Here is a 17,897-nt window from a genome sequence, read left to right on the forward strand (position 1 = left end):
CCGGACAACTACCTGGCCATGCTCCATTTTGCCTGCGCGAGAATCACGTGGTATAATTGTCTTTTTGGCTGACGCTCATTCCCTATTCGGATAGACTCTTATTGCTTGTCGGCTTCCGGGCTGTCGGCTTCCGGCCGGGGCTCCGCTTCAGACGAGGCATCCTTCTTCCGGAGGGCCTGCTGAACTTCAGCCCGTGACTTGGGCACCTGGCCCGAGCCGGCCGGCCAGCCTTCGCGCTGTAGCTGCCGGTTGCCGTCGGTGGCTTCGGTCTGGTCGTGCCACAGAATCTGCTGCGTTGGGAAAGGCAGGTCGATGCCGTGGGCGACCAGCGTGTTCTTGATGGCCTCCAGCACCCGGTCCTGCGCGCCCATGATGTCGGCTCGGCGCGGGGGGTTTATCCACCAGCGGGCCCGGATGTTGACGCTGCTGCCGGCCAAATCCACCACCAGTGCCTCGGGGGCCGGGTCGGTGAGCACGCCTTCCACGCCGCGCATGGCTTCGAGGATAAGTTGGCGGGCCTGCGCAATGTCGTCGCCGTAGCCAATGCCAATGTCGTACTCCAGGCGACGCTTGTCGTAGGCCGTGTTCACCGTCACGGCGTTGATGAACAGCTCAGCATTAGGAATCACCACCCGCCGGCCGTCGTAGGTTTTGATGGTGGTGGCCCGCGTCTGAATCGTTTCCACCGTGCCCTCAAAGTCCTTGTAGCGAATCTGGTCGTTGATTTTGAAGGGCTCGGTGAGCAGTAGCAACACCCCGGCCAGAAAGTTCTGGAAGATGTCCTTGAAGGCAAAGCCAATGGCCACGCCACCAATGCCCAGCGCACTAATCAGGCTGGCCGGCGTGAAGCTCGGCACCATGATGGTGACCGTAACCAGCACCCCCAGAATTAATACCAGCACGAAGCTTAGGCGCCGGAGCAACGTCTTCAGGCCCTGGTTCTGGTTCTGTTGCCGGCTCATCACCCGTTCCACCAGCGACTGCACGCCGCGCGCCACAAAATAGAACACCACAAACACCACGATGCCAAACAGCAGGTTTGGCAGCAGCAGCATAAAATCACGACCTATCTGATTGATTTTCTGCCAAGCAATCGAAAAATCCATAAAGTCCGCTGTGTTGTCTGGAAAGGACAAATTGAATCAGAGTACAACCAAACAGGCCCTGTCATGCTCATCGGGTACTTGTCTGAAATGATATACAACTTATATAGTCCTACCGTTCTGATTGAGTTGCCTTGAGAAGATATGTTATTTTTTGTAACATATCAATACTGGACAATCAAAACGCTCTCATATTCAGTTTTATATAGTGCAAACGGTGTAGTTAGCGCGCCCAACCGCCGGTGTCAGAACCGACACCGACCAATCCCTGCAATTACTTTATTATCAGGCATTAAATCGGTTACGGTTCAGAATGAGGATTTGAAACCATTTAATCCAATTGTGCTATAGTTGAGAGACGGCAGCGCAAGCCGGGCCCGCTCGGCGGCCGAAAGGCAGGGCGCCAACCCCGCGGCGGCTTCAGGCGAGGGTGGGCAGCACCAGCACGGGCACCGGGCTGTGCAGCAGCACTTCGGCCGTCACGCTGCGGTGAAACAGCTGCCCCCAGAAGCTACGGGGCCGCGCCAGCACCACCACCAGGTCCGCGCCCCCGGCCTGGGCGGCGTGCAGAATGCCTTCGGCCGGATTGGCCGCCACCGCGTGCCGGAAGCGCATCGGGGTCGGCAAGTCGAGGCCCAGCCCGGTGCGCCGCACCGACGCCATTACGTCGTCCTCCGAAACGTCGGCGTCGGCATCCGGCGTCACGTGCAACACCGTCAACTCCACGCCCAGCGTGCGCGACAGGTGGCGCATGGCCCCGGCGTGCGGGCCTATGGTAAAATCTTCTCCGTCGACGGCCAGCAGCACGCGCCGGGGCAGCACCGTGCTGGTGAGCGTGTGCGGCACAATGAGCATGGGGTACGGCGCCGTGCGCAGGAGGTCGAGCGCGGTGGTGCGCACCAGCTCGTCGGGCGTGGCCGAATAGTCGGGCCGGCCCAGCACCACCAGCAGCGGGTGGTGCCGGCTCACGGCATCGGCCACGGCGAAGGCCACGCGGCCGTGCCCGATTTCGGCCACCACCGGCACGGCCAGGTCATTGGCTACCTGCTTCATGGCCATCGCCGTGGCTTCGGTGCTCAGGTCAGAAAGCTCGCCGGTGAGCCGCTCTGAGTCGAGGATGGAATCGCGGCGCACGTGCAGCAGCACCAGCCGGGCCCCGAGGGGGCCGGCCAGGTTAGTGGCGTAATCAAGCGCCTTGTTGGCGGCCCGAAAAAAGTCGGTAAGAATCAGCAGAGCAGGCGTCATAAGGCAAGGTTTGAGGTGTGGAGTAGCTTCACGGGCAAAGAACCGGGTGGCGCGTGACAAACGACATGCGCAATGTCAGGCTCCGGCATGACTTTCATCAAGTAGCTGGCCACCCGAGCGGCGTATCCTTGTATTCCCGCTTTTCTGCCCATTTCCTGAAGAATACCCCCGCCGACATCGGGCTTTCAGGGCCGGCCGCGTGGCCAGCCAGCCTACTTTCTCAATAGATACCACACGCCATGACCATCACCGTTTTCAGCTCCTACCCCTTCGAGCGCCCCTACCTCGCCACGGCCGCGCAGGGCCAGCATGCCTTCAATTTCCTGGACGCGGCCCTCACCCAGGACACCGCCGCGCAGGCCGCCGGCAGCACCGCCGTGGCCGTTTTCGTGAACGACGACGCTTCCGCGCCGGTGCTCGAAAAACTCTGGGCGCTGGGCGTGCGCTACCTGCTGGTGCGCGCCGCCGGCACGACAACGTGGACCTGCCCGCCGCCCACCGGCTGGGCCTGCGCGTGGCCAATGTGCCCCACTACTCGCCTTTCGCCATTGCCGAGCACGCCCTGGCCCTCATGCTGGCCCTGAACCGCCACCTGCGCCAGGCCGACGCCCAGATGCGCCGCGCCGACTTCCGGCTCGACAACCTCGTGGGCTTTGACCTGCACGGCAAGACGGTGGGCATCATCGGCTGCGGCACCATTGGCGGCACGCTGGCGGGCCTGCTGCACGGTTTTGGCTGCCGCCTGCTGGGCTATGATATCCAGCCCGATGCGGAGCTGCCCCAACGCTACGGCCTGGAGTACGTGTCGTTGGACGAGCTATGCGCGCAGGCCGACGTCATCTCGCTGCATGCCCCGCTCACAGTCGCCACCCGGCACATCATAAACGCGGCACAGCTGGCCCGCACCAAGCGCGGCGCCATGCTCATTAACACAGGCCGGGGCGCGCTCCTGGACACGGAGGCCGCCCTGGCGGCGCTGGAATCGGGCCAGCTGGGCTACTTGGGGCTCGATGTGTACGAGCACGAAAAAGGCCTGTTTTTCAACGACCACTCCCAACAGCCTTTGCAGGATACGCTGCTGGCGCGGCTGCTGGCCCACCCCAACGTGCTGGTAACCGGCCACCAGGGCTTCCTGACCCACGACGCGCTGACCAGCATCGCCACCACTTCCCTCGAAAACCTGGGCTGCTGGCTGGCCGGGCAGCCCACGCCCAACGAGCTGACCCCGCCCAAGCGAATGGCCGGGCCAGCCTGAGGGCAGGCGGGGAAAGCCCTGCAATAACCTTGTGCCTAAGCAGAAAAACGCCAGGCAGAGCATTCTGCCTGCTTTTTTCTGCTTAGGCAGGCTCGCCATCCGGGCATCGTGCTTTTGCTTGTAGCATCGGTATCCGTTTAGCGAGTTACTTCTTTGGCCAGCTGGTTGAGCGCGGTCAAAAACTCGGGCGTGTCGTATTCAGCCATGCCCTCGTGGCGGGCGGCCACCTGGCCATCGGGGCTGAGGAGGACGGTGGAGGGAATGGAGTTGGAATCGAACGGCGCGGGCAAATCGCCGGTACGCATGTACACGGGGAAAGTGAAGCCGTTGCTCTGCACATACTTCCGGGCCTTGGCCACGTCATCATCAAGCGAAAGCATTACGAAAGCCACTTTGGAGCGGTCTACCTTCTTATATAGGGCTTCAATGCCCGGCATTTCGGCGCGGCAGGGCGGGCACCAGCTGGCCCACAGGTTCACGAACACTACTTTGCCTTTCAGGTCGCTCAGGTTCACGGCTTTGCCGTCGAGGGTGGTCATGGGGAGGTTGTGGGGGTAGGCGCTGCCGTTGGCGAGCACCACCGGCATTTCGTTGGCGGGAGCAACGGGCACATCGGCTTTCATGAGGCCGGTAGCCAGCAGGCCGCGCTGCAGGCCACCAAGCACGATGGGCCGCAGCGGCGAAAACATGACGAGGGCAAAGAGGGCCAGCGGGAGCCAGGAGGTGAGGGTCTTGTGATTCATAATTGGGAGAATTAAAGGCATGACACAGTAAATATGAACAAGATTTCATTTGTCAAGCACCGGCAGGTTTTTGCCTTTAGCTCCACGCGCACCCCGTCCAAGGTGAACACCTGGGTCGGGTCGCTGAGGAAGGGCTGGCCGGTGGCCTTGTCGGTTACGTTGGCCCCGCGCATTGGGGAGTGGGCCAGCTGCTGCAACTCGCGGGTCCGGGCGCTGCCGTGGTCGTAATCGTGGTTGCCGAGCGCCATGAACTGGTAGCCCAGCGCATTCATCAGGCGGATGTTGGCGGCGCCTTGGTCTGGTTGGCCAAGAAGTTATCGCCGAACGTGTCGCCGCCGTCGAGCAGCAGCACGTTGGCCGCCCCACGCTGCTCCCGCACCTGCGCCACGGCGGTGGCCAGGTAGGCAAAGCCGCCTACGGTGCCCCCCCGCGTGCTCAAACGAGCTGGGCGGCCGGCCCGGGTCGCCGGTCTGCGACGTGGCATTGCCGGACGCCACGGCGAAGGGCCGGCGCCGGCCGTGAACGTCGTTGGTGTGCAGGATGGTGACGGTGCCGCTGACGGCCCCACCTGCGTTGGCAACGGCCGTTTCCTGTTGTTGCGGTGCCGATTTGCAGGCCGCCAGTAGCAGGTCCGCGCCCAGCACGACAACGGCGGACAGGCCCACGCGGGCTTTTTGGAGAGGACGCAGGGAATTTTTCAAACGGGTTGAAAGAGCAGGATTAGGAGGAAATACCGAAACTCCGTGAACTTATCGAGGGCTTACAATTGTACGTATGATAATTTGTTCATACATTTGTATCCCACATGACAATCCCTGCTTCCCCCGTTGCTGTTGATATGGGCCTCTCCATTGAAAAGATGGAGAAAGTGGCCTTCATTCTAAAGACCACGGCTCACCCCACGCGCATTGCCATCGTTCAGCTGCTGGCGGCCCAGGAAAGCATGTCGGTAACGGAAATAAGCAACAAGCTGAGCGTGGAGCAGAGCCTGCTCTCGCACCACCTTTCGGGCATGAAACTCAAGGGCATTTTGAGCAGCACCCGCGAGGGCAAAAACATCTACTACTCACTGAAAATGCGTGAAGTTATTAATGTAATTCAGTGCCTGGCCGTCTGTACCTTTCTGTAGGGGGCCGGCTTTTTTTGCCCTTACACATGAACAAATTTTCATAAATTCATGCGTTACCTCGTTTGAATTCGTTGCGCTCCCCCTTCTGATATGCTGCATTACATCGGTTACTTCGCCGCCATTTTTATTGGCCTTTCGCTCGGCATTATGGGCGGGGGCGGCTCTATTCTCACCGTGCCCGTGCTGGTGTACCTCATGGGCGTGAGCCCGGTGCTGAGCACGGCCTACTCCCTGTTTGTGGTGGGCTCGACTTCGGTATTGGGCGCGGCGGGCTACTTCCGCAAGGGGCTGGTGTCGCTGAAAACGGCCGTGGTCTTTTTGATTCCGTCGTTGGCGTCGGTATTTCTGGTGCGCAAGGTGCTCATGCCGGCCATTCCGCACGAGCTGTTCACGGTGGGCAGCATCGTGTTTACCAAAGACCTGCTGGTGCTGGTGGCCTTCGCCGTACTCATGGTGGGCGCGGCCGTTTCCATGATTCGCAGCAAGCAGGCGGAGGAAGTGCTCGATGAGGAGCTGCACTGCAAGCACGCCTTCAACTACCCACTCATTCTGGGCATTGGCCTGGTGGTGGGCGCGCTCACGGGCTTTGTGGGCGCGGGGGGAGGTTTCCTTATCATTCCGGCCCTGGTGCTGGGCGCGCGCCTGCCCATGAAACTGGCCGTGGGCACTTCCCTGGCCATTATCGCCCTGAACTCACTCATCGGCTTCACCGGCGACCTGAGCGCGGGCACGCCCATCGCGTGGCCTTTTATCTTGGGCTTTCTGGCCTTTGCGCTTGGCGGCATCGTGCTGGGCACTTACCTGGCCCGCTTCATTCCGGGCGCCAAGCTGAAGCCCGCCTTCGGCTGGTTCACGCTGGCCATGGGCATATTTATTCTGACCAAAGAACTCCTGTTTCACCAACCCTAACCCGTTTTCTTCCCCACTCTTTATGTTAGATGTCATGAAAATTGAGCAATTTGAAGACAAGGGTCTGGCCCATTTCTCTTATGCTGTTCTGAGCGAGGGCACCCGCGAGATTGTGCTGGTAGACCCCGCCCGCGACCCGCAGCAATACTACGATTTTGCAAAGCAGCACGATGCCAAAATCGTGGCCGTGCTCGAAACCCACCCCCACGCCGATTTCGTGTCGTCGCACCTGGAAATCGCGCAGAAGACCGGCGCCATCATCCGCGTCAGCAAGCTACTGGGGGCCGAATATGCCCACGAAGCATTCGACGAGGGCGACTCGTTCACGGTGGGCAAGCTCACGTTTCGGGCCTTGAATACGCCCGGCCACTCGCCCGATTCGGTGAGCACCGTGCTCAGCCGCGAAGGCAAAGACGTGGCCGTGTTCACGGGCGACACGCTGCTCATCGGCGACGTGGGCCGGCCCGACCTGCGCGAAAAGGCCGGCAACCTGACCGCCAAGCGTGAGGAGCTGGCCAAGCAGCTATACCACAGCACTCGCGAAAAGCTCATGCCCCTGGCCGACGACGTGCTGGTGTACCCCGCCCACGGCGCGGGCTCGCTCTGCAGCAAGGCCACCAACTCGGCCAACAGCAGCACCATCGGGGCCGAAAAGGCCGGCAACTACGCCCTGCGCCCGCAGTTGGAAGAAGACTTCGTGAAGGAGCTGCTGGCTGACCAGCCCTTCATTCCCAAGTACTTCGGCTACGACGTGGACCTGAACAAGGCCGGTGCGCCCGACTTTGCCCCGAGCATCGCCAAAGTCCCCCGCCTGGCCGCCGACGCAACGCTGGCCGCCGGTGTCGTGGTAGTGGATGCGCGCACTGAAGCCGAATTCAAGCAGGGCCACGCGGCCGGCGCCATCAACATTCAGCAGGGCGGCAAGTTCGAAACTTGGCTGGGCTCCATCGTGGGGCCGGAGGAGTCGTTTTACTTGCTGGCGGCCGACGAGGCCACGTTGACGGATTTGATTCAGAAAACGGCCAAAATCGGTTATGAGCCCCTGATTAAGGGCGCGCTGGTGGGCACGCCTTCCACCCAGGAAACCCTACCCACAATGGACGTGGAGGCCTTCCGCAAGCACCCCGAGAACTACACCATCGTGGACATCCGCAACGCCTCGGAGGTGAAAGCGGAGCCGCTGTTCGCCGGCGCCATCAACCTGCCGCTGCCCGAGCTGCGCGAGCGGGTGGGCGAGATTCCAACCGGTAAGCCCGTGGTGGTGCATTGCGCCGGCGGCTACCGCTCGGCGGCTGGCAGCAGCATTGTGACCTCCGCCCTGCCCGGCACCGAAGTGCTGGACTTGAGCGAGGCTGTGAAGTCTTTTCAGACGCCTGACGCCGCTTATTAAAGGGCCCGTTATCCCAATCAGACGGTCATGCTGAGCTTGTCGAAGCATGACCGTTACCATTTCACCTCATTCCCCAAAAATCCCCCGCCATGTTCGGTTTTAATAAATCCGCTGACTCCGCCTTCCACAACCTCACCCCCGCACAGTTCGCCGAGGGCCTGCGCCAGCCGGGCGCGGTGCTCGTGGATGTGCGCCGCCCCGAGGAGTTTGCCCAGGGCCATTTGCCCGATGCCGTGAATATCGAAGTCACCGCGCCCGACTTTGCCCAGCGCGTGGCCAGCCTCGACAAAGACGCGCCCACTTACGTGTACTGCCGCAGCGGGGCCCGCTCGGCCAGCGCAGCCGGCCTGCTCACGAAAACCGGTTTTGCCAACGTCAGCAACCTGCTGGGCGGGGTGCTCGACTGGCCCGAGGCGCTGACCACGCGGTAGTTCTTGATTTAAGTTCTTCCGAGCGTCCGGCTCTGAGCTGGGCCGGACGCTTCTTTTTCTCTTCTGAATATCATGCTTGAACTTCTGCAAAAGCCCTGGCCCTGGTACGTGGCCGGGCCCCTGATTGGCCTGACGGTGCCGGCCCTGCTGCTCATCGGCAACAAGGCCCTGGGCATCAGCTCCTCGCTGCGGCACGTGTGCGCGGCCTGCATGCCGGCCGGCATTCCCTTCCTCACCTACAACTGGCGGGCCGAAATCTGGAACCTGGTGTTTGTGCTGGGCGTGGCCCTGGGCGGCTTTATCGGCTACCAGGTGATGGGCCACCCCGATGTGGTGGGCATCTCGCCCGAAACCATCAACGACCTCAAAACCGAGCTGCACCTGACCGATTTCTCGGGTCTGCTGCCGCACGAGCTGTTTTCGCTTGATGGCCTGGCCAACTGGAAGGGCTGGTTTTTCCTGGTCTTTGGGGGCTTTCTGGTGGGCTTCGGCACGCGCTACGCTGGCGGCTGCACCTCGGGCCACGCCATTTCGGGCCTCTCAAACCTGCAGTGGGCGTCGCTGGTGGCCGTTATCGGCTTCTTTGCCGGCGGCCTGCTGATGACCTGGGTGGTTTATCCGATGATGTTTTAATTATACTTTCTGACCCCATGAAACACTTTAAGTATCTGGTGTTGGGCACGTTGTTCGGCATCATTCTCACCAAAAGCGAAGTCATCAGCTGGTTCCGGATTCAGGAAATGTTCCGCTTCCAGGCCTTCCACATGTACGGCGTCATTGGCTCGGCCATTGTGGTGGGCATTATCTCGATTCAGCTCATCAAGCGCAACCGCCTGAAAAGCATCGACGGCGAAGAAATTAAGCTCGCCGACAAGAAATTCAACCACGGCATCTGGATTGGCGGCTTCATTTTCGGAGTGGGCTGGGCCATTACCGGGGCCTGCCCCGGCCCGCTGTTTGCCCAGTTGGGCAGCGGCGTAGGCGCAGCGGCCGTGATGATTGTAGCGGCCCTGGCCGGCACCTGGACCTACAGCGCCTTGCGCGAAAAGCTACCCTACTAATTTCTCCCCCACTAACTCGACCCTACCAACCATGAAACCCACGGAAGGACGGGTACAGCAGCTGCCCCAACTGGTGCGCTTGCTAATGCTGCTGACCGCGGCCGTGCTCCTGGTCCTCATGGTGGTGCTCACCCAACCCTACGGGCCGGCTCCGGCCGCGCCCGAAGTGATAGCCAACGAAGCTACCGACGGCCCGCCGCTGCCCGGCAGCTACCGCCACCCCGCCGCCCCGACACGGCCACTATTCCGCGCACGGCCGCCGGCCGCCAGATTCGCTACGGCCGCAAGCTGATTGCCAACACGGCGCAGTACCTGGGTCCAGCGGGCTCGGTAGCTCACCAACAAGCAGGCCTGGGACGTGGCGGCTTTCGTGAACTCGCAGCCCCGCCCCCATCTTTCTGCCCAACGCGACTGGCCGGACATCAGCGAAAAGCCGGTAGACCATCCGTTTGGTCCCTACCCCGATGCGTTTTCGGCGCGGCAGCACAAATACGGGCCGTGGCAGCCAGCCCTACGAGGCCGATGTGCTGGCGGGCGTGGTTCTGGCCCAGTGCGAGAACTCAACGAAGGCCTACAAGCTGACGAAAGATGACATGCTGCCCTACATTTCCGTGGTGCCCACCGGCAACGGCAAGCTGATTATCCGTCAGGCCGAGGGCGGGGCGCTGGTGCATCCGTAATGGGCGTGCGGGTTTAGAACGGTCCTACTGAGGGCCCCGCCGCGTTGCCAACGACGGGCCATGCGCCCTGCGAAAATGCGCACAAGGCTTCTTCAACCCGAAATTTGACCTCACCTTTGAGGTCTATTTCCAAGCACCCCGGGATGAACGCAACGCAGCAGGAAGAAAAAGAATACCTGGAAGAAATTAAGGAGAAGCTGACGCTGGCCATTCGGCGGATAGACGGCTCGGTGCGGCAATATTCGGAGGAGCTGCGGGAGAAAAAGGAGTACATCCACGAGCACCAGTCCGGCATGGACGATGCCGACATGGTGGCGGCCGGCCAGTCCATTGACCGCATGGCGTTTACGGGGGAAGCCGCCGTTGGCCAGAAGCGGAAGCTCCTCAAGCTGGGGCAGTCGCCCTACTTTGGCCGCATCGACTTTGCGCCCCAGGGCAAGGACAAATTACCCGTGTACATCGGGGTATATTCCTTTATGGACGAGCAGCGGCGGGGCCTCATCTACGATTGGCGGGCGCCGGTGTCGTCCATGTTCTACGACTTTGAGCTGGGCGACGCCTCCTTCACCACGCCCTCCGGCGTGGTTAGTGGCACCATCGACCTCAAGCGGCAGTACAAAATCCGGGACGGCCGCCTGGAGTTCATGATTGAAAACGACGTGAACATTCACGACGACGTGCTGCAGCGCGAGCTGGCCAAGTCCTCCGACGACAAGATGAAGAACATCGTCGCGACCATCCAGCGCGACCAGAACGCGGTGATTCGCAACGAAACCGCGCCGGTAATGGTCATTCAGGGCGTGGCCGGCTCGGGCAAAACATCCATTGCCCTGCACCGCATTGCGTTCCTGCTCTACCGCTACCGGGATACCATCGCGGCCAAGGATGTGCTCATCATCTCGCCCAATAAAGTCTTCGCCGACTACATTTCCAACGTGCTGCCCGAGCTGGGCGAAGAGCACATTCCGGAGCTGGGCATGGAAGAGCTGGCCGCCGATTTGCTCGACCACCGGTACCAGTTCCAGACCTTTTTCGAGCAGGTATCGGCGCTGCTGGACAGCCACAACGCGGCGTTTATTGAGCGCATCCGCTTCAAATCGTCGTTCGAGTTTCTCAGCCAGCTCAACCAGTACCTGCTCCACGTTGAGAACACCTACTTCACGGTCACCGAGCTGCGGGTAGGCAACCTCACCGTGCCCCTGCCGTTCCTGCTGGCCCGCTTCAAAACCTACCACCGGGTGCCGCTCCTGAAGCGGTTTGCGCTGGTGGCCGAGGACGTGCGCACCTACGTGCGCGACGCCACCCGCCGAAAGCTAACTGGGCAGGAGAAATCCCGGATTGGGGAGGCCATTCCGCGCATGTTCAAGTTCCACCAGGTGCTGGACCTCTACCGGGACTTTTTCCGCTGGGTGGGCCGGCCCGAGCTGCTGCGCATCGACCACCGCCAGCACCTGGAATACGCCGACGTTTTTGCCCTGATTTACCTGCACCTGCGCCTGGAAGGCATCAGCGCCTACGCCCACGTGAAGCACTTGCTGGTGGACGAGATGCAGGACTACACGCCCGTGCAGTACGCCGTGCTGTCCCGCCTGTTTTTGTGCAACAAAACCATTCTGGGCGATGTCAGCCAGACAGTGAATCCGTACAGCTCTTCCTCGGCCGAAACCATTGAGCGCGTGTTCCCGGAAGCCGATGTGGTGAAACTGTACCGCAGCTACCGCTCCACCGTCGAGATTACGGCCTTCACCCAGCGCATCACCCCCAACCCGCGCATCATCCCGCTGGAACGGCACGGGCAGGAGCCCGTAGTGGCGCGCTTCGCGAGCAAAGAAGAGGAGCTGCAGGCCATCCAGCGGCTGGTTGCGGCCTTCCCAAGCTCCGAAAACCAATCCCTGGGCATCATCTGCAAAACCCTGCGGCAGGCCGAGGAAGTGCACGCGGCGCTGGACGCCGCTGGCGTCTACCTGCTCACCGACGAGTCCACGCTCTTCAAGGAGGGCATCATCATCACCACGGCCCACCTGGCGAAGGGCCTGGAGTTTGACGCCGTGATTGTGCCCTTCGCCTCCGCCCATAATTATAAAACGGAGGTCGATAAAAGCATGCTCTACGTGGCGTGCACCCGGGCCATGCACCAGCTCACGCTAACGCATTCAGGCACTGTCACCGGGTTTTTATCTGCTTAAAACGCAGTGGCTCCGGCCGCCCCCCTTTGGCGAAACATTAGGGAAGACGTGCCGGTATGCTTCCTGAAAAAGTAGTGGCAGCAGGTGGGGGTCGAAGCCCCGGCCTGCGCCATTTCACGCACCTACCAATACTGGTGCAGCAGCCAGGACTTGGCTGATGAGGCGCCCGACAGCAACTGCCGTGCCAGCCAGCCCCCTTGACCAGCGCCCTTCGCGCCTAAAAAACTACCCCCTTGAAAGAAGAATCTTTGACGGCCCCGGCGCCGGCGTTACCTGTCATCATCATTGGCGCCGGCTTGGCGGGCCTCACGGTGGCCCGGGCCCTGCACGCGACCGGCCGCGCGGTGCTGGTGCTCGAAGCCCGGGACCGGGTGGGCGGGCGCACCCTGGCCGTTTCCGCGCTGCCCGGCTCGGCCGAAGCCGAAGGGCTGGACCTGGGCGCCACCTGGGGCTGGTCGCATCACCCCTACCTGATGGAACTGTGCCAGGAGCTGGGCCTGCAGCCCTTTGTGCAGCCCAGCACCGGCGCCACGGCGTATGAAACGGTGGCTGGCACGCATCACCTGCCGCAGCACCCGTCCGGCTCCACGGGCTACCTGCGCCTGCCGGGTGGGGCGGCAGCCCTTTGCCGCACGCTGGCCCGGCAGCTGCCCGCCGGAAGCCTGCTGATTAATGCGCGGGTGACGCAGCTGCACGCCCCGGCCGGCCACCCAACCATCACGGTTGAGGTGCAGCACGAAGGCGGCCCGCGCACCTATCGGGGTTCGGCCGTGGTAGTGGCCCTGCCGCCGCGCCTGGCGGCGCACAGCCTGCAGTTTGCGCCGGGCTTACCGGCGGCGCTGCAGCAGGCATTGCGGGAAGTGCCCACCTGGATGGCCTATTCAATGAAAGCGGTGGCCGTGTACGCCACCCCCTTCTGGCGCGCAGCCGGCTGGTCCGGGTTTGGGGCCAGCCAGCTGGGGCCGCTGGGCGAAATCCACGATGCCTCCCCGGCAACTGGCCCGCTGGGGGCTTTGTTTGGCTTCTTCGCGCCGATGCACCCGCTGCGGAACGCGCCGCTCGCGCAGCGGCAGGCAGCCGTGGTGCAGCAGCTGGGCCGCCTGTTTGGCCCGGCCGCCCTGCAGCCGCTGGCCTACCACGAGCTGGACTGGAGCCAGGAGCCGCTGACCAGCATTCCCGGCGATGAGCAATTCCCCGACCAGATTCCCCTGCAGGGCCCGGCCCGGCTGCGCCAGCCCTATTGGGACGGCCGGCTGTACTGGGCCGGGGCCGAAACGTCCGTCAGCGAATGGGGCCGGCTGGATGGCGCCATTGAGTCCGGGCAATGGGCGGCTGCGCAGGTACTGAAGGCCCAGTAGCGGCAGCGGAACCCGCTTATACCCTGCTGAGCCGGGCAAAGCAGCACTTATGCAGGCAGGCCCGGGTAGCCGGCTAATACGTGCGGTTGGCTCCGGCCACGGTATAGAGCGGGTCTTCCAGAATGCTCACCTCGATGATGGAGCTGGCCTTGCCCAGCAGCTTGCGGCAGTCGGGGCTGAGATGGCGCAGGTGCACGGTTTTGCCGGCCCGGTGGTAGCGCTCCGTGAGCTTGTGCAGGGCGTCAATGGCCGACATGTCGGCCACGCGGCTGTCCCGGAAGTCGATAACGACCTGGGGCGGGTCGCCGGCCACGTCGAACTTCTCCCCGAAAGCCTGCACCGAGCCGAAGAACAGGGGGCCGAAGATTTCGTAGTGGCGCACCCCGGCCTCGTCCACGTGCTTGCGGGCGCGGATGCGTTTGGCGTTTTCCCAGGCAAAGGCCAGGGCCGACACCACCACGCCCAGCAGCACGGCCAGCGCCAGGTTTTGCGAAACAGCCGTGACCAGGGTCACCAGCAGCATCACCAGCACATCGGTGCGGGGCATGCGCCGCAGAATGCGCAGGCTGGCCCACTCGAAGGTGCCGATGACGACCATGAACATCACCCCCACCAGCGCGGCCAGCGGCAGCCGCTCAATCACGGGGGCGCCCACTACCACAAACAGGGCCAGCGCCCCGGCGGCCACCACGCCCGAGAGCCGCCCCCGGCCCCGCGACTCCAGGTTGACCATGGTCTGGCCAATCATGGCGCAGCCGCCCATGCCCCCGCTGAAGCCCGACGCCACGTTGGCCAGGCCCTGGGCCACGCAGTCCTTATTGCCCCGCCCGCGGGTATCGGTCATCTCATCCACTACCGTGAGGGTGAGCAGGCTCTCGGTGAGCCCCACCAGCGCCATGATGACGGCGTAGGGCAGCACCACCCCCAGGGCCTGCCAGGTGAGGGGCAGCTGCGGCAGGTGAAAGGTGGGCAGCCCGCCCGCAATGGAGGCAATGTCGCCCACCGACTTGGTTGCTATCCCGCCCCCAATCACGAGGGCCGACACCGCCGCGATGGCCACCAGCGAGGCCGGCACGGCCTTGGTGAGCCGGGGCAGCCCGTACACAATGGCCATGGTGAGGGCCACCAGCCCCGCCATAAGCAGCAGCGGACCGCCCGAGAGCCACTGCTCGGCCCCGGCCGCATCGCGCACCTTGAACTGCTCCAGCTGCGCCATAAAGATTATCAGGGCCAGGCCGTTGACGAAGCCGTACACCACCGGTTGGGGCACCAGGCGGATGAACTTGCCCAGCCGCAGCAGCCCGATGCCGATTTGGAGCAGGCCCATGAGCACCACCGCCGCGAAGAGATACTCCACGCCGTGCGTGGCCACCAGGCTCACAATAACCACGGCTACCGAGCCCGCCGCCCCCGAAATCATGCCCGGCCGGCCACCAAACACACTCGTTACCAGGCAAATAATAAAGGCCGAACCAATGCCCACCAACGGGCTGATGTGGGCCAGCAGCGCAAACGCCACCACCTCGGGCACCAGGGCCAGGGCCGTGGTGAGCCCCGCCAGGACTTCATCTTTCACATTGACGGTGTACTGCTGGAAATAGGAAGCAACTCGGGACATAAACACACTGAAACGGGCCAAAAGAAAAGCCGCACCCGTCCGGCAGGACGGGGCGGCAGAAGCTATGCTACGCCAGTGGTGGAAGTGGGGCGAGCTTGAAGAAGGAGCCGGCGAAAAACGCCAATGCGAGGGGCAAAGGTACGGCCGAAGAGTGCTGCGCCAGGCAGCACAACGCGCCTTTGCTATTTCCCGCAAAGCGACAGCAGCCTGTTTGAAGACCACAGCACGACCACCGGAAATTCGAGCCCGGGCAGCAGGCCAGGCAATTTGAGCTGGCCGCGCCGTCCGTCTGCGCGAGCAGTCAAATCCGTATTTATACCCGCAATTTCCGGGTATCTACGCCCGGCGGCCTGCGTAAAGCAGGCATGCCCACGCCTTCATTCAATAGCATTGCCCAACGCCGCCGCGCCGTGGCCTTTGCTGTCGCCCTCACGAGTGGAACCACGCTCGCCCCCCAGCGCTACGAGCGCGACCTGCTGGCCCTGTTCGAAGCCGGCATTCTGGACCTGGACGAGGTGAGCGGGCTGCTGGACCAAAGCATCTACCAAATCTTCTACCACAGCCGCGCTACCCAACCCCCAAGCGAAGACCACCTACGGGCCCTGCTGGAACAGTCGGAACGCAGCAACGCCCGCCATCAGATTACGGGCCTGCTGCTCTACAGCGACGGCCGCTACGTGCAGGTGCTCGAAGGCGCCCGGAACGATGTGGAAGCCCTTTACGCCCGCATTTGCTGCGACCCGCGCCACCAGCAGGTGGTGACCGTGAGCGAAGGCCCCGGCCCCAGGCGGCTATTTGCCGACTGGAACATGGGCTTTGGGCACGTGGCAGCGCCGGAAGTCGACCGGGTGCTCGACGCCGTACTGGCCCCGCACCCGCCCACTGGTTTGCGCATGGAGAATGCCCACTTGCAGGCCCTGCTCGAGGCCTTTGCCCCTGGTGCAGCAACTATTTGCCCCCAACCGGACTAGCCGCTGCGCAGCCGCCTTGCTTAGGCTCGGAGCATTTCGGCGGTAAACGGACGGGCATGTCCCGCAAATACCGAGCGCCGGAGTGCGGTTTACGTATAAGGGCTTTTGCTTAAGCCCATGCATCCTGCTGCCCCCTTGCTCGAGCTCGAAGCCGCCTTGGCGGCCGATGCGCCCCCAGCCGAAGCCCTGCAATGCGCCCTCGACCTGGTGGGCCCGCACCTGCGCGCCGACCGGTGCTTTCTGTACGTGCGCGACCCGGCCCAGGGCCGCGGCCGCATTGCCTTCGTCTGGCGCCTCGACGAGGCCGTGCCCGACCCGCGCCACGACTGGCAAGCCGACACCGGCGACCTGCCCATAGAAGACCCGCTCTTCCGGGCCGCGCTGGCCGCCGCGCCCGCCGTGTTTGTCGATGACGTGACCGAAGCCGGCCCCGACGTGCTCAATCAGGAATTTGAGCGCCGCACCTTTGGCCATCGGGCCCTGGTGCACGCCCACATCACCCACCACGAGCAGCTCTGGGGCATTCTGCAGCCCTGCGTGTTTGGCCACCCCCGCCACTGGACCGCCGCCGAACGCGACTACGTGGATGCAGCCGTGCCGCTGTTTCTGCCCGTGGTGCAGGCCTATATGCGGGCGCAAAGCCGGGAAGTAGCCGTTCAAAAGTAATTGGGTCGCCAGTCATTGGTCAATTGCTCAACCAGCAGCTAACAACGAGCAACTGACAGCTGTTGCCTGACAGCTGAGTAGGCCTAGTAAAGGCGTGAAGTTCGGCTCTGGTTCGACGGCCGGATGCACCGGCCAATGGCAAAAAACGCCGTTGCACCCAGTGGCCAGTTTGGCGCGCCTGCCCGCGCCGCGCCAACTCTTTCAACTTCCTAAACAAACAGCGCGAATGCGGCTTTACGCACCATCCGGGGCGACATTCGCCGTGCTGGTTCGTACGTTTGTGCCACTATTGCCCTGTTGTTGTCTACTTTATGCCCCCTGCTTCGTTACGATTATTTTTTGAAAACTCCGTCGGCCAGGTCCTCGCCCAGGCGCTGCCCGTAGGCGGTTATGTGATAGTAAAGCACAATCCCGGCCCGCGCCGCTTTGCCGATGTGCAAACCCTGCTCGGCCAAGCTAAACTGCTGCTGGCCAAACGCGAATGGCACAAGATACTGGGCGACCATCGGATGATGGTGCCCTTTACCACGGAAGAGGAAACCTGGATTACCGAGCTCTGGCTCAACACCTCCCAGCCGCGTCGCCACCCCTTGTTTGGGGCCGTGCTGCTACCGGCAGAAGCGTTTGCCCAGCTGCCGGCCGAAGTAGCCGCTGCCACCGCCCAGGCGGCAGCCATGACCTACCGGCTCTTCGATGACCCCGGCCTGGCACGGGCGTGGCTTGAGGAGATGGTATAAAGTGGGTATTAAAGCAAGAACACCAGCTACTGCCTGGATTTAAATAACTTAGCCCTGTTTTGGGGTTGTTGTAGGGAGGGTCGAGACGCAATACGCTGCGTCTCGACGTTGAAAGAACATTGCCGCAGCAGCGGCAATAAGCCCTGTTATGCTTGCTCGGGTAGCTTTTAAAAGTGGGCACAACAACGCGGCCGTGATAGCGGAATTGGCCGGGCCGGGGCGTAAGAGCCATTAGCCGCGGTGGCCGCACTGCTTCAGCCAGGCAGGCAAGGTGCCGGCGAATTATACCCTTCATTCCCGCAACCGCAGGGTGTCGAGCGCGACGATTTCAAGGTGTTGCTACCTGCTCATGAGTGCATTAATTCCTAAAAGCATCTATGCATATGTATGAGCATTCTTAAAAATTTTCATACCC

General features: G+C 62.6%; 21 protein-coding genes. 15 read left to right on the forward strand and 6 right to left on the reverse strand.

The features are described from left to right. Positions 1-98: 98 nt before the first annotated feature. Together BEN47_RS17485 and BEN47_RS17490 are read right to left on the reverse strand one after the other, a co-directional pair. Positions 99-1,106, reverse strand: a complete 1,008-nt coding sequence (locus BEN47_RS17485; protein WP_070730210.1) for a mechanosensitive ion channel family protein — start codon at positions 1,104-1,106, stop codon at positions 99-101. Positions 1,107-1,523: 417 nt separating this feature from the next. Beyond that, positions 1,524-2,348 (reverse strand): universal stress protein, encoded by an 825-nt coding sequence (locus BEN47_RS17490; protein WP_070730213.1) that lies wholly within the window; start codon positions 2,346-2,348, stop codon positions 1,524-1,526. A gap of 239 nt (positions 2,349-2,587) precedes the next feature. Between BEN47_RS17490 and BEN47_RS22320 the strand changes: the two genes are divergently transcribed. Together BEN47_RS22320 and BEN47_RS17495 are read left to right on the forward strand one after the other, a co-directional pair. Beyond that, entirely contained in the window at positions 2,588-2,932 is a 345-nt protein-coding gene (locus tag BEN47_RS22320; protein WP_239691651.1) for a Rossmann-fold NAD(P)-binding domain-containing protein, read from the forward strand. Further along, the gene (locus tag BEN47_RS17495) at positions 2,827-3,603 is read left to right on the forward strand and encodes an NAD(P)-dependent oxidoreductase (RefSeq protein ID WP_239691652.1); all 777 of its coding nucleotides are present in this window, start codon (positions 2,827-2,829) and stop codon (positions 3,601-3,603) included. Before BEN47_RS22320 ends, BEN47_RS17495 begins: the two co-directional genes overlap by 106 nt. A 137-nt stretch (positions 3,604-3,740) precedes the next feature. Here BEN47_RS17495 and BEN47_RS17500 read toward each other — a convergent pair whose 3' ends face one another. Genes BEN47_RS17500 through BEN47_RS21575 form a run of 3 tightly spaced genes read right to left on the reverse strand, consistent with a single transcriptional unit; the run spans position 3,741 to position 4,785 of the window. Further along, positions 3,741-4,346: a TlpA family protein disulfide reductase gene (locus BEN47_RS17500; RefSeq protein WP_070730214.1), complete on the reverse strand. Its 606-nt coding sequence runs from the start codon at positions 4,344-4,346 to the stop codon at positions 3,741-3,743. An 11-nt stretch (positions 4,347-4,357) separates the two neighbouring features. After that, a complete protein-coding gene (locus tag BEN47_RS17505) occupies positions 4,358-4,618 on the reverse strand; it encodes a hypothetical protein (RefSeq protein ID WP_070730216.1) in 261 nt (86 codons plus the stop codon). Continuing rightward, positions 4,618-4,785 carry a hypothetical protein gene (locus BEN47_RS21575; RefSeq protein ID WP_158011082.1) on the reverse strand — a complete coding sequence of 56 codons (168 nt, stop codon included), beginning with the start codon at positions 4,783-4,785 and terminating at the stop codon, positions 4,618-4,620. Before BEN47_RS21575 ends, BEN47_RS17505 begins: the two co-directional genes overlap by 1 nt. Before the next feature lie 366 nt (positions 4,786-5,151). Between BEN47_RS21575 and BEN47_RS17510 the strand changes: the two genes are divergently transcribed. The 10 genes from BEN47_RS17510 (at position 5,152) to BEN47_RS17555 (ending at position 13,490) form a co-directional block, all read left to right on the forward strand. Beyond that, entirely contained in the window at positions 5,152-5,475 is a 324-nt protein-coding gene (locus BEN47_RS17510; protein ID WP_070730218.1) for an ArsR/SmtB family transcription factor, read from the forward strand. Between the two features lie 90 nt (positions 5,476-5,565). Next, positions 5,566-6,384 (forward strand): sulfite exporter TauE/SafE family protein, encoded by an 819-nt coding sequence (locus BEN47_RS17515; RefSeq protein WP_070730220.1) that lies wholly within the window; start codon positions 5,566-5,568, stop codon positions 6,382-6,384. 34 nt (positions 6,385-6,418) lie between these two features. Further along, positions 6,419-7,774, forward strand: coding sequence for an MBL fold metallo-hydrolase (locus tag BEN47_RS17520; RefSeq protein ID WP_070730222.1), 1,356 nt, complete (start codon positions 6,419-6,421; stop codon positions 7,772-7,774). An 89-nt stretch (positions 7,775-7,863) separates the two neighbouring features. Then, entirely contained in the window at positions 7,864-8,205 is a 342-nt protein-coding gene (locus BEN47_RS17525; RefSeq protein WP_070730225.1) for a rhodanese-like domain-containing protein, read from the forward strand. 72 nt (positions 8,206-8,277) lie between these two features. After that, positions 8,278-8,838, forward strand: a complete 561-nt coding sequence (locus BEN47_RS17530) for a YeeE/YedE family protein (RefSeq protein WP_070730226.1) — start codon at positions 8,278-8,280, stop codon at positions 8,836-8,838. A 17-nt stretch (positions 8,839-8,855) separates the two neighbouring features. Then, entirely contained in the window at positions 8,856-9,266 is a 411-nt protein-coding gene (locus BEN47_RS17535; protein ID WP_070730227.1) for a DUF6691 family protein, read from the forward strand. Between the two features lie 31 nt (positions 9,267-9,297). Beyond that, a complete protein-coding gene (locus BEN47_RS17540; RefSeq protein ID WP_070730229.1) occupies positions 9,298-9,558 on the forward strand; it encodes a hypothetical protein in 261 nt (86 codons plus the stop codon). Positions 9,559-9,730: 172 nt separating this feature from the next. Beyond that, complete coding sequence (locus BEN47_RS22735; protein WP_070730231.1) at positions 9,731-9,946, forward strand: hypothetical protein; 216 nt, start codon at positions 9,731-9,733, stop codon at positions 9,944-9,946. Between the two features lie 143 nt (positions 9,947-10,089). After that, positions 10,090-12,132, forward strand: coding sequence for a HelD family protein (locus tag BEN47_RS17550; RefSeq protein WP_070730233.1), 2,043 nt, complete (start codon positions 10,090-10,092; stop codon positions 12,130-12,132). A 233-nt stretch (positions 12,133-12,365) separates the two neighbouring features. After that, the gene (locus tag BEN47_RS17555; protein ID WP_083322552.1) at positions 12,366-13,490 is read left to right on the forward strand and encodes a flavin monoamine oxidase family protein; all 1,125 of its coding nucleotides are present in this window, start codon (positions 12,366-12,368) and stop codon (positions 13,488-13,490) included. Between the two features lie 73 nt (positions 13,491-13,563). Here BEN47_RS17555 and BEN47_RS17560 read toward each other — a convergent pair whose 3' ends face one another. After that, entirely contained in the window at positions 13,564-15,108 is a 1,545-nt protein-coding gene (locus BEN47_RS17560) for a SulP family inorganic anion transporter (protein ID WP_070730236.1), read from the reverse strand. Between the two features lie 365 nt (positions 15,109-15,473). Here BEN47_RS17560 and BEN47_RS17565 point away from each other — a divergent pair, with 365 nt between their 5' ends. The 3 genes from BEN47_RS17565 to BEN47_RS17575 all read left to right on the forward strand — a co-directional run bounded on the left by BEN47_RS17565 (position 15,474) and on the right by BEN47_RS17575 (position 17,482). Next, the gene (locus BEN47_RS17565) at positions 15,474-16,079 is read left to right on the forward strand and encodes a BLUF domain-containing protein (RefSeq protein WP_070730238.1); all 606 of its coding nucleotides are present in this window, start codon (positions 15,474-15,476) and stop codon (positions 16,077-16,079) included. Positions 16,080-16,196: 117 nt separating this feature from the next. Continuing rightward, a complete protein-coding gene (locus tag BEN47_RS17570) occupies positions 16,197-16,745 on the forward strand; it encodes a GAF domain-containing protein (protein ID WP_070730240.1) in 549 nt (182 codons plus the stop codon). 311 nt (positions 16,746-17,056) lie between these two features. After that, the gene (locus BEN47_RS17575) at positions 17,057-17,482 is read left to right on the forward strand and encodes a hypothetical protein (RefSeq protein WP_125921759.1); all 426 of its coding nucleotides are present in this window, start codon (positions 17,057-17,059) and stop codon (positions 17,480-17,482) included. Positions 17,483-17,897: the final 415 nt, after the last annotated feature.

This window comes from Hymenobacter lapidarius, from assembly GCF_001816145.1.
Taxonomy (GTDB): domain Bacteria; phylum Bacteroidota; class Bacteroidia; order Cytophagales; family Hymenobacteraceae; genus Hymenobacter; species Hymenobacter lapidarius.

Coding starts and splice junctions, on each gene's coding strand:
- BEN47_RS17485 (WP_070730210.1), bottom strand. CDS start 1,106: ATGGATTTTTCGATTGCTTGGCAGAAAATCAATCAGATAGGTCGTGAT.
- BEN47_RS17490 (WP_070730213.1), bottom strand. CDS start 2,348: ATGACGCCTGCTCTGCTGATTCTTACCGACTTTTTTCGGGCCGCCAAC.
- BEN47_RS22320 (WP_239691651.1), top strand. CDS start 2,588: ATGACCATCACCGTTTTCAGCTCCTACCCCTTCGAGCGCCCCTACCTC.
- BEN47_RS17500 (WP_070730214.1), bottom strand. CDS start 4,346: ATGAATCACAAGACCCTCACCTCCTGGCTCCCGCTGGCCCTCTTTGCC.
- BEN47_RS17505 (WP_070730216.1), bottom strand. CDS start 4,618: ATGAATGCGCTGGGCTACCAGTTCATGGCGCTCGGCAACCACGATTAC.
- BEN47_RS17510 (WP_070730218.1), top strand. CDS start 5,152: ATGACAATCCCTGCTTCCCCCGTTGCTGTTGATATGGGCCTCTCCATT.
- BEN47_RS17515 (WP_070730220.1), top strand. CDS start 5,566: ATGCTGCATTACATCGGTTACTTCGCCGCCATTTTTATTGGCCTTTCG.
- BEN47_RS17520 (WP_070730222.1), top strand. CDS start 6,419: ATGAAAATTGAGCAATTTGAAGACAAGGGTCTGGCCCATTTCTCTTAT.
- BEN47_RS17525 (WP_070730225.1), top strand. CDS start 7,864: ATGTTCGGTTTTAATAAATCCGCTGACTCCGCCTTCCACAACCTCACC.
- BEN47_RS17530 (WP_070730226.1), top strand. CDS start 8,278: ATGCTTGAACTTCTGCAAAAGCCCTGGCCCTGGTACGTGGCCGGGCCC.
- BEN47_RS17535 (WP_070730227.1), top strand. CDS start 8,856: ATGAAACACTTTAAGTATCTGGTGTTGGGCACGTTGTTCGGCATCATT.
- BEN47_RS17540 (WP_070730229.1), top strand. CDS start 9,298: ATGAAACCCACGGAAGGACGGGTACAGCAGCTGCCCCAACTGGTGCGC.
- BEN47_RS22735 (WP_070730231.1), top strand. CDS start 9,731: ATGCGTTTTCGGCGCGGCAGCACAAATACGGGCCGTGGCAGCCAGCCC.
- BEN47_RS17550 (WP_070730233.1), top strand. CDS start 10,090: ATGAACGCAACGCAGCAGGAAGAAAAAGAATACCTGGAAGAAATTAAG.
- BEN47_RS17560 (WP_070730236.1), bottom strand. CDS start 15,108: ATGTCCCGAGTTGCTTCCTATTTCCAGCAGTACACCGTCAATGTGAAA.
- BEN47_RS17565 (WP_070730238.1), top strand. CDS start 15,474: ATGCCCACGCCTTCATTCAATAGCATTGCCCAACGCCGCCGCGCCGTG.
- BEN47_RS17570 (WP_070730240.1), top strand. CDS start 16,197: ATGCATCCTGCTGCCCCCTTGCTCGAGCTCGAAGCCGCCTTGGCGGCC.
- BEN47_RS17575 (WP_125921759.1), top strand. CDS start 17,057: ATGCCCCCTGCTTCGTTACGATTATTTTTTGAAAACTCCGTCGGCCAG.